The organism is Microbacterium terrae, from assembly GCF_017831975.1.
Lineage (GTDB): Bacteria > Actinomycetota > Actinomycetes > Actinomycetales > Microbacteriaceae > Microbacterium > Microbacterium terrae.
In genome coordinates this window covers 2,892,655-2,905,737 of record NZ_JAFDSS010000001.1, presented here as the reverse complement: position 1 = coordinate 2,905,737, position 13,083 = coordinate 2,892,655, and the positions used below count along the sequence as shown (strand labels likewise).

At 72.0% G+C, this 13,083-nt stretch carries 9 protein-coding genes; 2 read left to right on the top strand and 7 right to left on the bottom strand.

Annotated features, from left to right (window positions below):
• Window positions 1-55: 55 nt before the first annotated feature.
• Entirely contained in the window at window positions 56-1,336 is a 1,281-nt protein-coding gene (locus JOD63_RS13215) for a TetR/AcrR family transcriptional regulator (protein WP_245617936.1), read from the bottom strand.
• A 148-nt stretch (window positions 1,337-1,484) separates the two neighbouring features.
• On the opposite strand from JOD63_RS13215, the gene JOD63_RS13210 reads away from it, so the two are divergent.
• The gene (locus JOD63_RS13210; RefSeq protein ID WP_045274485.1) at window positions 1,485-2,789 is read left to right on the top strand and encodes an MFS transporter; all 1,305 of its coding nucleotides are present in this window, start codon (window positions 1,485-1,487) and stop codon (window positions 2,787-2,789) included.
• A complete protein-coding gene (locus tag JOD63_RS13205) occupies window positions 2,789-4,636 on the top strand; it encodes a glycoside hydrolase family 3 protein (RefSeq protein WP_045274484.1) in 1,848 nt (615 codons plus the stop codon). Before JOD63_RS13210 ends, JOD63_RS13205 begins: the two co-directional genes overlap by 1 nt.
• Before the next feature lie 59 nt (window positions 4,637-4,695).
• On the opposite strand, the gene JOD63_RS13200 is transcribed toward JOD63_RS13205, so the two are convergent.
• The 6 genes from JOD63_RS13200 to JOD63_RS13175 are packed head-to-tail and all read right to left on the bottom strand — an operon-like array spanning window position 4,696 to window position 13,038.
• Window positions 4,696-5,301 (bottom strand): GNAT family N-acetyltransferase, encoded by a 606-nt coding sequence (locus JOD63_RS13200; RefSeq protein ID WP_045274495.1) that lies wholly within the window; start codon window positions 5,299-5,301, stop codon window positions 4,696-4,698.
• Window positions 5,302-5,315: 14 nt separating this feature from the next.
• On the bottom strand, window positions 5,316-7,751 hold the full coding sequence (locus JOD63_RS13195; RefSeq protein ID WP_211088116.1) for a penicillin acylase family protein: 2,436 nt from the start codon (window positions 7,749-7,751) through the stop codon (window positions 5,316-5,318).
• Window positions 7,752-7,755: 4 nt separating this feature from the next.
• Window positions 7,756-9,591: an IucA/IucC family protein gene (locus JOD63_RS13190; protein ID WP_045274482.1), complete on the bottom strand. Its 1,836-nt coding sequence runs from the start codon at window positions 9,589-9,591 to the stop codon at window positions 7,756-7,758.
• Window positions 9,588-10,154 (bottom strand): GNAT family N-acetyltransferase, encoded by a 567-nt coding sequence (locus tag JOD63_RS13185; protein ID WP_045274481.1) that lies wholly within the window; start codon window positions 10,152-10,154, stop codon window positions 9,588-9,590. The genes JOD63_RS13190 and JOD63_RS13185 overlap by 4 nt, the downstream gene beginning before the upstream one ends.
• Window positions 10,151-11,539: a lysine N(6)-hydroxylase/L-ornithine N(5)-oxygenase family protein gene (locus JOD63_RS13180; RefSeq protein WP_045274480.1), complete on the bottom strand. Its 1,389-nt coding sequence runs from the start codon at window positions 11,537-11,539 to the stop codon at window positions 10,151-10,153. The genes JOD63_RS13185 and JOD63_RS13180 overlap by 4 nt, the downstream gene beginning before the upstream one ends.
• A complete protein-coding gene (locus tag JOD63_RS13175) occupies window positions 11,536-13,038 on the bottom strand; it encodes a pyridoxal phosphate-dependent decarboxylase family protein (RefSeq protein ID WP_045274479.1) in 1,503 nt (500 codons plus the stop codon). The genes JOD63_RS13180 and JOD63_RS13175 overlap by 4 nt, the downstream gene beginning before the upstream one ends.
• Window positions 13,039-13,083: the final 45 nt, after the last annotated feature.

The window sequence follows — 13,083 nt, the reverse complement described above, 5'->3', positions numbered from 1 at the left end:
GGGCAGTGATCGGCGCATCCGCGCGGCGGCGATCAGCGCATCCGCACGGCGGCGATCAGCGCGGTGGCATCACGTCGTCGAGGTGCGCGCGCAGCTGCGCGGCGATGTCGACGGCATCGCGGTCGTAGAGCCACTGATACTGCAGGCCGTCCCACAGCGCCGTGAGCCAGACCGCTTCGAACTCGGGGTCGCGATCGGCGGGCAGGTCGCCGTCGGCCTGTGCCCCGCGCAGGAGCGCTGCGAAGTGGTCGATCGTGTCGGCGTAGCGACGTGCGAAATACTCGTGAGCCGGATGCTCGGCGGGAAGCGCCTCGCACGACAGCACCGCGTACACCTCGATGAGCCCGGGTTCGCGCTCGGAGTTCTCGGCGGCGCCGACGGGCAGGAACCGCAGCTCATCGGCCGCGCGCGAAGCGCGGGAGTACGAGTCCCGCGCGCTGATCTGCCGGTCGCGCTGGGCGGCCACCTCGAGCAGCAGCGCCTCTTTCGAGGCGAAGTGGTGCAGGAGCGTCGACTTCGAGACACCCACTCCCGCGGCGATGTCGCGCAGGCTCGTGTCGCCGTAGCCGGACTGCGCGAACAGGGTCATGGCGCCGTCGATGATCCGGGCGCGGGTGTCGCGACCGGGGCGATACCCCGAGTCCGTGTCGTCGTCGACAGCGAAGTGCGGCATCTCGGGCACCGGCGACGGCGTCGCGCTCGCAGGGGGCGCGGGTTCGTCGGGGTCCCGCCATCCCCGCGGCAGGGTGAGGCGCTCCTGATGTTGTTCGAGCACCGTGGCGACGTCGATGCGCTCAGGCAGATACTGCTGCAGCACCTGCAGACCGTCCCAGCCCGCGTCCAGACGGATCGTCTCGTCGACGAGGTCTCTGTCGCCGGCGACGACGCCCATCGCCATCGACTCGGACAGCGAGTCGATCGTTGTCTCACGCACCGTCTCATAGCGGGCGCGCATGTACGCGTGTGCCGGATGCGTCGCCGTGGATGCCTCTCCGGTGAGCGCCCCGAACAGCGGGAGGTAGCCGGGGATCGACGCGTTAACGCGCGCGATCTCGGCGTACATGGGCGTTCCCGGCTCGTCGGCGTCGAGCCGACTGGTCGCCCGCGTCTGCGTCTCGTCCTCGAGTTCGGCGACCACCGCGGCGAGCAGGGCGTCCTTGGCGGGGAAGTGGCGGAGGAGTCCCGGGTGCGAGAGGCCGGCGGCGGTGGCGACGTCGCGGAGCGACACGGCGCGATAGCCGCGCTCGACGAACAGCGTGCGTGCCGCCGACACGATGGTGCCGCGGGTCTGCTCGGCGCTTCGAGCCCGCGCCCCTGCTGTGCCGATCGTGGCCACGCGGACTCCTTTCGCCGTCTCCACTCTAGGGCGCTACCGCTCGGTCGAGATTCAGTTACCAATCGGTCGGGATTCGCGTATGCTACGTGTCGGGCGTCCGTGGCGACGCCACGACACAACCCAGTCACATTGCTGTGAGAGGACCCCGATGACCGATTTGACACCCGCTGCGACGGCGGCCGCCGTCGGAACGACCGGATTCAAGGCACCCGGCACCACTCCGTCGAAAGCCCCGCGCGGCTACCTTCCCGGTCTGGCCGCGGTGAACTTCGGCGTCTACCTGGCGCTGCTCACGCCGGTGCTCGTCTCGATGGCGTTCAAGATCCAGCACATCACCGCGACGCCGGCCGAGGCCACGACTCAGCTCGGCCTCGTGATGGGCGTCGGCGCGTTCTTCGCCCTCATCGCCAACCCGCTGGTCGGACGCCTCTCCGACCGCACGACCTCGCGCTGGGGCATGCGTCGCCCGTGGATCCTGGGTGGCTCGCTCGTCGCCCTCGGCGGGTTCGCGCTCATCGGCGTCGCGACTTCGGTGTGGGTGGTGCTCATCGCCTGGTGCCTCGTGCAGACCGCGATGAACGCCGTGCTCGCCGCGGCCAACGCGACCCTGCCCGACCAGGTGCCGGTGAACGGCCGCGGCAAGGTCTCGGGCGTCGTCGGCCTGACCACGCCCCTCGGCATCCTCGGCGGCTCGTTCCTCGTGAACTTCCTCACCGACGACTTCGCTCGCTTCGTGGTTCCCGGTGTGATCGCCGCGGTGCTCGCCCTGCTGTTCGTGCTCGTGCTCAAGGATCGCCGCCTCGAGCACAAGCCGGCCCAGAAGTTCACCGTCGGCCAGTTCTTCGGCTCGTTCGTCTTCAACCCCGCCAAGCATCCCGACTTCGGCTGGACCTGGCTGACGAAGTTCCTCGTCATGTTCGGCTACGCCGGCATCGCCACCTTCTTGCCCTTCTACCTCACCGAGAAGTTCGGGCTCGATGAGCAGACCGCGATCTCGACCATCCTCATCGCGAACCTCGCCTCGATGGGCGCGATGGCGATCTCGGGCCCGATCGGCGGCATCCTGTCCGACAGGATCGGCAAGCGCCGCCCGTTCGTCGCCATCGCCGGAGTCATCATGGTCGCCGGGCTCGTGATCCTCGCCTTCGCGCCGAGCGTCGCCGTCGTCATCGTCGCGCAGGCCGTCATCGGCCTCGGCGCCGGCTCGTTCATGTCGGTCGACCTCGCCCTCGCCACGGAGGTGCTCCCCAACAAGGACGACACCGCGAAGGACCTCGGCGTGCTCAACATCGCCAACGCGCTGCCGCAGTCGATCGCCCCCGCGATCGCGCCGGCCATCATCGCGTTCGGCGCGACGACGGCACTCGGCGGCTACACCACGTACTACCTCTTCGGAGCACTCGTCGCACTCGCCGGCGCCGTGCTCGTCTACCGCATCAAGGGAGTGAAGTGATGACCGAAGCTTCGACCGCGCTCAGCGCAGACACGACGACGATTCCGGATGCCTCGGCCGAGGCATCCGCCCGCCCGTGGCTCGACGCGAGCCTGCCCATCGAGGAGCGGGTCGAGCTGCTCCTGGCCGAGATGACGCTCGCCGAGAAGGCGGGTCTGTTCTTCCAGACGATGATCACGATGGGCGAGGACGGCGAGCTGGCCGAGGCGGACCCGACGTTCGGCCTGCCGTCGAACCGCGAGTACGTGGTCGACAAGCGCATGACGCACTTCAACCTGCTGGGCGTCGCGCCGACTGCGGGAGCGATCGCGCGCTGGCACAACCGGCTGCAGGAGCTCGCGGCATCCACCCGCCTCGGCATCCCGGTGACGATCTCGACCGACCCGCGTCACTCGTTCACCGAGAACCCCGGGGCAGCCATGCTCGCCGGCCCGTTCTCGCAGTGGCCGGACTCGCTCGGGCTGGCGGCCACCCGTGACGCCGCGCTCGTCGAGCGGTTCGGCGACATCGCGCGCCAGGAGTACACGGCCGTCGGCATCCGGGTCGCGCTTCACCCGCAGGTCGACCTCGCGACCGAGCCCCGCTGGTCGCGCGCGCTGCAGACCTTCGGTGAGGACGCCGAGGTGTCGGGTGAGCTCGGCGCGGCCTACATCCGCGGCTTCCAGAACGGCGAGTCGTTCGGACCCGGAGCGGTGTCGACGATGGTCAAGCACTTCCCGGGCGGCGGTCCGCAGAAGGACGGCGAGGACCCCCACTTCGCCTACGGTCGCGAGCAGGTCTACCCCGGTGACCGGTTCGAGCTGCACCTGAAGCCGTTCGAGGCCGCGTTCGACGCCGGCGTCCGCCAGGTCATGCCGTACTACGGCATGCCGGTCGGCACCGAGTACGAGGAGGTGGGCTTCGGATTCAACAAGTCCGTCCTCACCGGGCTGCTGCGTGAGCGGTACGGGTTCGACGGCATCGTGTGCACCGACTGGGGCCTCGTCAACGACGCGGCGATCTTCGGCCAGCCGTTCCCTGCCCGTGCGTGGGGCGTCGAGCACCTGACTCCCGCCGAGCGCATGATCAAGATCCTCGACGCCGGGGCCGACCAGTTCGGCGGTGAAGCGTGCCCCGAGCTGCTGCTCGAGCTGGTGGCCGACGGCCGGGTGTCGGAGGACCGCCTCGACACGTCGGCGCGGCGCCTGCTGCGCGAGAAGTTCGCGCTCGGCCTGTTCGAGGACCGCTACGTCGATGCCGAAGCGGCCGACGCGATCGTCGGGTCGGCGCAGTTCCGCGCCGAAGGCGATACCGCGCAGCGCGCCTCGATCACGGTGCTGTCCAACCGTGCTGCCGCGGCGGCCGGTGAGACAGACGCGCCGGTGCTGCCGTTCGCCCGCGGGGTCAAGCTTTACGTCGAGGGGATCGCGTCCGACGTCGCGGCGGCGTACGGCGAAGTCGTCGCGACGCCCGCAGAGGCCGACATCGCGGTGCTGCGACTGCAGGCTCCCTTCGAGGAGCGCGCCACGATGTTCGAGAACTTCTTCCACGCCGGATCGCTCGAGTTCCCTGACGCGGTGGTCGCGCACGTGGCCGAGGTGGCGGCATCCGTCCCCACGGTCGTCGACGTCTTCCTCGACCGCCCGGCGATCCTCGGGCCGATCGTCGAGTCGGCGCACGCGGTCGTGGGCAACTGGGGTGCGAGCGCGGCTGCGCTCCTCGACGTGCTCAGCGGCGTCGCCCCGGCGCAGGGGCGCCTGCCGTTCGACATCCCCTCGTCGATGGCCGCGGTCGAGGCATCTCGCCCCGACGTGCCGTTCGACACCGCCGACCCGCTGTTCCGCTTCGGCCACGGGCTCAGCCTGTAACCACCGCGCGCCGCGGGCGGGCGCCCTCGTCTCTGACGGGAGCCCCGCCCGCGAGCGCGTCAGAGCGACGCCGCGAGCTCCCGCCAGCGCTCGCGGGTGAGGAACGCGAGCTGCCCGGTCTTGCCCGGCAGCTCGATCTCGGGACCGAGCTCGAAGCCCATCAGCTCGGTGCGGCGCAGCGCGCGGTCGTTTCGAGCATCGGGCTCGATCACGATGCGCGCGGCGGCGGCGGGAACGAACAGGAACCGCCCGATCTCGATGCCGAGGCGAGTGGAGTACCGCGCCACCGGTGCTCCGCGCGCCGCGAGCAGGAAGTGCATGCCCACATCGCCCGGAGCCGGGGTGTAGCAGTCGCCCACCGGGTCGTTCTCGGGCTCGTACGTCTGCAGCAGAGCGACGGGCTGACCGTCGCGCCGCACCAGGAACGCGTGGTGACTGGGTAGCGAGTCGACGAACGCGTAGACGTCGCGCACCTCGGCGACCGTCTTGCCGCCCATGCCCCAGAACTGCGCGACCGGCTCGCTCACCCAGCGGTGCACGAGGGCGGCATCGCGCTCGGGGTCGAGCACCGCGATCTCGATGCGGCCGAGCGTCGGATCTTCGCGGACATGCACGAGGTCGCCGGCGGCGCCGGTGATGAGGCGGTCGGTGGCGGTCGTCGTCATGGGGGAGTCCTCGATCATCGGGCGGTGTGGACGGATGCCTCGCCCGTGGGCTCGTCGGGCGTGAGCGCCGCCCAGTCGGTCACCACGCGCGCAGGCGTGACATCGACCCACCCCGGCTGCTGGTCGCCGAAGTGCGCCGAGCGCTCGCCGCCCGCGGCCCCGAAGGGCACGCTCCACAGACTCTGCTCGCGATCGGCGAGGTCCCACGCCCACCGCGCGACCGACCCCCGCCAGCTGCGGTCGGTGACGCCCGGCGTCGAGCCGGTGCACCGCACAGCGTCGCTGTCGCCCGAGAGCGGCGCGTCGAGGCCGGCCCCGGGCACGACCGCACCGGGAACGTCGGCGAGCACGTGGAGCGGCAGCATCCGGTGCCGCTCGCCCCACCGTCCGGCGTCGGAGGCATCGGCGAGGGCGGCGGCGACGATCGCGGCGGAGTCGGCCGCGATCGCGGGGTGCCGCAGCAGCACGGGAAGGGCCGCCGCGACGTGCGCGGTGATGCCGAACCACGGGTCGAGCACCGCTCCGCGGCCGTGCGGGGCGTCGAGGGGAGCGAATGACGGATGCGCGCGCACCCGCTGCACGAGGGCGGTCCGCCAGGCGGCGAACAGGCCGGCGGCGGAGGAGTCGGCATCCATCCGCCCGTCCCACGCGCGCAGCGCGTCTCGCACCGCCGCGGGTGCGGCGGGGAGCTCACCGGTCGGGAGGAAGTCCCGCAGCGCGAGGGCCGACCCGCTGAGCGTGTCGCCCCAGATCGGTGCGAACTCGTCGACCGACGCCGGGCGCAGCTCGTCGAGCAGGTGACGGATGCGCCGCGCGCGGTGCGCCGACGGGTAGGCCCATCCGGCGTCGATGCCTGCGGGGTCGGGGCGTTTCGTCTCGCTGTGCTCGCTCAACGACCGGGAGGTGGGGGTGTGCTCGCTCAACGACCGGGGGGTGGGGGTGTGCTCGCTCGACGAGCGGGAAGGGGCTGCGGGGTCGGGGCGTTTCGTCTCGCTGCGCTCGCTCGACGACCGGGGGGTGGGGGTGTGCTCGCTCGACGACCAGGCTCCCCACTCGGTCGTTGAGCGAGGAGCGAAGCGACGAGACGAAACGGGCTCGGCCGCTCCCGGCCGCTCGTTGGCGTCGACGGCGACGTCGGTGACCTCGAACGCGGGTGGGAAGTCGATCACGCCCACGGTCCGGACCGCCCGGCCGTCGAGGGGGAGTCTCCGCTCCGCGGCGGATCGCGCCGGCGCGCGGCCGACGGTCGCCGAGAGTACGGTGCCCGACGAGTCCGCCGCGAGCACCCGGTTCACGGGGTCCACCCAGGAGTCGAACGCGGCGATCACGTCCTCCGCGGTCCGTGCCCGCAGCAGCGCCGGCAGGGTCGCCGCTCCGAGGTCGTGGTCGACCCGCGCGGGCATCCGCACGCTCCACGCGGTGAGCTCGCAGGCATCCGCTCCCGGCCGCACCTCGGTGACGACCGTGCCCCGCTCGGTCTCGATCGCCTCCACCGCGACGGGCTCCCCGCCGCGCACCACGATCGTGGATCGCTCGACGTCGGCCGCGGTCCAGCCGTCGGGTCCGAGCGCGGCGAAGCCGGCATCCGTGCGCCGCAGGCTCTCGCGGAACACGTCGACGCTGTGCGCGATCGCATTCGTGACCCCCCACGCCGCCGTGCCGGTGTGCCCGAAGTGCGGCACGCCGGGCACACCCGGGAACGCCAGGCCGACCACGTCGAACTCGTCGCACGCGAGGCGCACCTGCTGGTAGACGCCGGGGAGCTCGAAGATGCGGTGCGGGTCGCCCGCGATGATCGGCAGCCCGTGGGCGGTGCGCGACCCGTGCAGCGCCCAGCCGTTGCTCCCGCTCGACGGCAGGGTGTCGTCGGCGAGGTCGTCGCCGGAGGCGAGACCGCCGAGCGAGGCCGCCGCGATGCCCGCGGCATCCTCGTCTCCGTCCTCTGCGGCATACCCCGCGAACACCTCGACCCACGCGTCGCCGAGCGTCTCGGCGACGTGCTCGCGCCACAGCACCACCGGGAACGGCGAGAAGAGCGCGTGCGCGACGTGGAGCACGCCGAGCGGGTCGTGGTCCTCCCACTCCGGAGCGATCCACCCGGCGCCGAAGACGCGATCGAGCTCGTCGAACTCCGCCGGTCGCTGCGACTCGCGGAGCCCCTGCCGCACCCCGGCGGCATACGCGGCGACGAATGCCCGCGTGTCGTCGTCGAGCGCTGCGAACGCCGCACGGGCGGTGTCATCGAGTCGCGCGCGACGTGCGAACACGTCCCAGGCCACCCCGCCCTCGCCGATGAGCTCCGCGAGCCGGCCGTGGGCCCGCAGCCGGTCGACCTCGATCTGCCAGCCGCGGTCGCGCGCGGTCACCTCGCCCTGCGCGAACGCGAGCGAGACTGCATCCGTCGCCCGGATGTGCGGGATGCCGAGCGCGTCGCGGAAGACCTCTGCCATACGCTCAGCGTGCCAGGCTGCCGGCGGCGCCCACCAGCGCCGCACCGCTGCGCGAGCGCGCGATCGGGTTGGCGAGCTCGCCCGCGTACATGAGCGACGACGACTGGTCGGCGAGGTCGACCATCTGCAGCGTGTTACGCAGCTGCAGGCGGTTCAGGCATGAGTGCGCGAACGCGTCGGCGCGCAGATCGACGGCGGAGTCGAGATCCGGATGCTCGGCCGCATGCTCGTCGACAGAAGCGCCGACTTGTGCCCAGAACTCCGACTCGGGCAGGGTGCCGTCCTGGTGCAGGATCGCGGCGAGGTGGCGCAGCACGCCGTCGAACACGTCGGTGAAGATCGCGAGCGCCTTCTCGCGGTCATCGACGGGCGAGACGATGCGCTGGATCTCGGCGGGCACGGCGCGCGGCGCGAGCACCGCGACCTCTTCGCCGATGTCCTTCATGAAGGCGCCGACCGGTGTGGCGCCGTCGAGGACCAGGATGAGGTTCTCGCCGTGCGGCATGAACGCGAGGTCGTGCGCGAGGAGCGCGTGCACGAGCGGGCGCAGGTACACCCGCAGCAGGGCGCGCACCCAGCCGGCGGCATCCTGCTCCGAGTGCTCGATCATCGCCGAGGCCACCGACCGCCCCTCCGGATCGCGGTGCAGGAGCGACGCCAGCGTCGCGAGGCGCTGCCCCGGCTCGATGAGCGGCAGCGGGCTCTCGCGCCACAGTGCCGCCAGCATCTTGCGGTGCGCCGACGGCAGCGCGGTGCGGTGGTAGGCGTCGCCGGTGTACCCGATCGACGCGCGCTCGCGCAGCACACGGAAGCCCGAGGCGGCGAACTCCGCATCGCCCGCGACGAGCGCCGCGACCCAGTCGTTGATCGCCGGGGTGACCCGCATGTACGCCGGAGACAGGCCGCGGAGGAACCCCATGTTCTGCACGGCGAGGGCCGTCTTGACGTAGTGCCGGTCGGGGTCCGACCGGTTGAACATGGTGCGCAGCGACTGCTGCGGCTGGTACTCGTCGGAGCTCTCGCCGAGGAACACCAGGTCGCGACGTGCGACGTCGGGGGCGAAGGTGACGGCGATGCGGTGCTCCCACTGCCACGGATGCACCGGCAGCAGCAGGAACTCGGCCGGGTCGAGGCCGAGGGCCTCCAGGCGCTCGCGGAACGCGTCGCGCTCGGCAGGCGAGAACTCGCCGGCGACGAGCGCCTCCTCGGTGAGGCCCTCGCCGAGGGCGAGATGCGTGGCCGAGCGCCGCGCGGCCAGCCACACCAGCCGGAAGGTGCGCCCCGCCTCGGGCGCGAAGGCCGCCGACTCCGCGGTGCCGAAGCCGATGCGACCGTTGTTCGCGACGAACCCCGGGTGCCCCTCCGTCATCGCGGACTCGATCGTCTGGAAGTCGGCGGTCGTGGCGAGGTCGCCCGCCGACGGCCCGCCGCGGTGGATCTTGAACGCCGCGCCGGCGAGGGTCGAAGCGACCTCCTCGAGATAGACGGGGAGCAGGGCCTCGCTGATGCCGAGCAGCTCCTGAGCCTCGATGATGAACACCTGCGCGTCGAGCGGGGCGCGGATGCCGGCCACCCGGCGCTCGATCGAGGAGGCGTCGACTGCCCAGTGCTCGAGCGCCAGCACATCGGCGTCGAACCGGTAATCGGTGTCGCCGAGGCGGAGCGCCCAGCGGTCGCCGAACGGCTCGGGAGACAGCATCCGCTCGTGCGAGAACTCGGCGATCGCCTTCGCGACGAGGTGGCGCTGGGCGGCTTCGATCGCCTCGGGGGTGAGGTGCGGAGCGGGCGTCGGCCGGGCGACGCGGGTGTCGCGCTCCGCGGCGAGGGGCGTGGGGGTCATGACACGCCTCCGAGGTCGGAACGGACGAACGCCTCGCGCGTGCAGGTCGAGAGCATGGCGGTCTTCACCGCGCCGCCGTCGTCGACGAGCACCTCGCCGATCTCGACGAATCCGGCGCGACGGTTCTTCTCGCGGATGGCGGCGTTGCGCACATCGGGCTCGACCACGACGCGGCGGGCGTCGAGGTCGTCGAAGCACCACCGCATCACCGCGGCGAACACCGCATCGGTCAGCCCGTGTCGCGGACGATCGCCGGGCGCGGCGATCAGCACGTGCATGCCGAGATCGCCGGCTGCGCCGTCGTAGACGCCCGGGAGCAGCACGCGGGACGGGTCGTAGGTCTCGGCGTAGAAGGTGGGCTCGCCGTCGACCACCCCCAGCCAGCCGTCCTGATGCGGATGCGTCGCGACGGCGGCGATGTAGTCGCCGACCTCGTCGACGGTGAGCGACGCCATGCCCCAGAAGGCCGCGTGCGGGTCGGTGAGCCAGGCGTGCACGGCCTCGGCGTCGCGGCGGGCGTCGATCTCGGTGAGTCCGATCGTGAATCCGGTGGCGAGACTCATCGTGCGGCCTCCGCTCCGGCGAGCTCCGCGGCGGGCTCGGTCGGCTCGGCCGACGCGGTGGGCGCGGCGGGCTGGGCCGGCTGGTCGAACGCCGGGGCCGCGGCATCCGGGATCCCGAAGTCCTGGAACGCGATGCGCCGCTCGATCGGGTAAACCTCGCGCCCGGTGACGGCGGCGAGGATCACCGAGTTGCGCCAGGCGCCGAAGCCGAGGTCGGGGGCGGTGAGCCCGTGGGTGTGCTCCTCCCCGTTCTGGACGAACACGCGGCCGCGGCCGCCGTCGATGCTGTAGTCGCGGGCGACCGAGAATCGGCCGAGCGCATCCCAGTCGAGACGGCTCGCCACCGGGGCGAGGAACGGCGGGGTCTGGGCCCCGTATCCGGTCGCGAGCACGAGGCTCGCGGTGTCGCGTGCGTGGGTGCGATCGAGCTGGTTGTGGCGCAGCGACAGGCGGTAGCGCTCGCCGTCCCACGCGGCCGAGGTCACCTCGGTGTCGGTGAGGAGCGTCGTCGGAACCGGGCCGTCGACGCTCAGCCGGTACAGCGTGTCGTAGACGTCGTCGACGAGGTCGCCGGAGATGCCCTTGTACAGCCCGCGCTGCTCGCGGCCGAGGTGCTGACGCATGCCCAGCGGCAGAGCGTGGAAGTGGTCGGTGTACTCGGGGGACGTCATCTCGAGGGTGAGCTTGGTGTACTCCATCGGGAAGAACCGCGGAGACCGGGTGATCCAGTCGAGGCGGTAGCCGCCCTCGCGGATGCCCTCGAGCAGGTCGCGGTAGATCTCGGCTGCCGACTGGCCGCTGCCGACCACGGTGATCGAGTCGGTGGCGCGCAGCGCGTCGCGGTTCGGGAGGTAGGCCGAGCTGTGCACAGCGGGTCCGTCGAGCCCGCGCAGCGGTTCGGGGATGATCGGGTTGGTGCCGACGCCGACGACCACGTGGCGGGCGCGCAGCTCGCGCTCCTCGCCGGTGTCGGTGCTCATCGCCCGCACGAGGTAGGTGTCGGAAGCCGCGTCGTGCTCGACGGCGACCACCTCCTGCCCCCACCGCAGCGACGACAGTCGACCGGCGACCCAGCGGCCGTAGGCGTCGTACTCGGCGCGCAGCGGGTAGAAGCTCTCGCGGATGTAGAAGGGGTACAGGCGCCCGGTCTGCTTCAGCCAATTGAGGAACGAGTACTCCGACGTGGGGTCCGCCATCGACACGAGGTCGGCGAGGAACGGCACCTGGATCGTCGCGCCCTCGAGCATCATCCCGTGGTGCCAGGCGAAGCCGTCGGCGCGGTCGAGGAACACCGCGTCGAGTCCGAGCGGCTCGGACAGTGCGGCGAGCCCCAGGTTGAACGGGCCGATGCCGATGCCGACGAGGTCGTGCACGTGCGTGGTCATGCGGTCGCCTCCCCGGTGACGCCGGCGCCGGCGAGGTCGTTGGTGAGGTCGTCGACGGATGCCTCGCCGGCGATGCCGGCCAGCGCGGTCGCGGCATCCTTCACCACCCGCAGGATCTCGCGCACGTCGTCGAGGGTCGTCGCGGGGTTGAGGAGGGTGAGCTTGAGGCACGGCCGACCGTCGATGACGGTCTTGGCGACGAGAACCCGGCCCGACTCGAACAGCACCCGCCGCACGGGGGCGACGAGGGCGTCGCGCGCGGCGTCGTCGGGAGCAGCCGCCGGGCGTACGCGGAACAGCACGGTGCTCAGCTGCGAGCGGCCCACGAGTTCGAGCTCGCCGTCGGCCTCGATCTCGTCGTGCACGGCGGCGGCGAGGTCGATCGCGGTGTCGAACAGCTCGCCCACGCGATCGGGGCCCATCGACCGCAGGGTGGTCCACAGCTTCAGCGCGTCGAAGCGGCGGGTGGTCTGCAGCGACACGTCGACCTGGTTGGGCTCGGCGTTCTCGAGCGGGTTCAGGTAGTCGGCGTGCCAGGCGCCCGCGGCGAGGTCGACCGCCTCGCGCACCACGAGGGCGCTCGACGACACGGGCTGGAAGAAGCTCTTGTGGAAGTCGACGGTCACCGACCGGGCCCGCTCGATGCCGGCGATCAGGTGTCGGCGGCGCGGCGACACGAGCAGTCCGCAGCCGTACGCGGCGTCGACGTGCACCCAGACTCCGCGAGGCTCGGCGACCGCGGCGATGGCGGCGACGGGGTCGATCACCCCGCGGTCGGTGGTGCCCGCGGTGGCGACGACCGCCATCGGGATGCGGCCGGCCGCACGAGCCGCGTCGATCGCCGCGGCGAGGGCCGCGGCATCCATCCGGCCGTGACCGTCGTCGTGCACGGTGACGACCGCGTCGTCTTCGAGCCCGAGCAGCAGCGCCGACTTGCCGACGCTGAAGTGGCTCGACGCGGTCGCGAAGACCACGAGGCGGGGGAGCGCCTCGCGGCGCGGCGCCGTCGTGGCGCCGAGCGCGGCCTCGCGGGCGAGGAAGAGGGCGTGGAAGTTGGACTGCGTGCCACCCGAGGTGAAGACGCCGCCGCCCGCGGGGAATCCGATGCGCTCCGCTGTCCAGTCGATGAGGCGCCGCTCCATGAGCGTGCCCACCGTCGACTGGTCGTACGTGTCGACGGAGGTGTTCACGGCGGCGAGCACCGCTTCGGCCGCGATCGCCGGGAGGACGACGGGGCAGTTCAGGTGCGCGGCGTAGCCGGGGTGATGGAACCACACGGCGTTGTCGAGGAAGAGGGAGTCGACCTCGTCGAGGGCGGCGGTGTCGCCGACGCCCGGGGCGTCGAGGTCGACCGCGTCGACGAGACGCTGGAGGTCGGCGCGCTCGGCGCCCGAGAAGGGCTGGCGTGCCCCCGCGACGCGGTTCGCGACCCGCGAAGCGGTGTCGGCGACGAGGTCTCGGTAGCGGTGAGCGGTGCGATCGGTGAGCAGTTCCTGCATGGCGAAGCCCCCTGGGGAAGGGTCGAAGTTAGGATTGGCTTACCT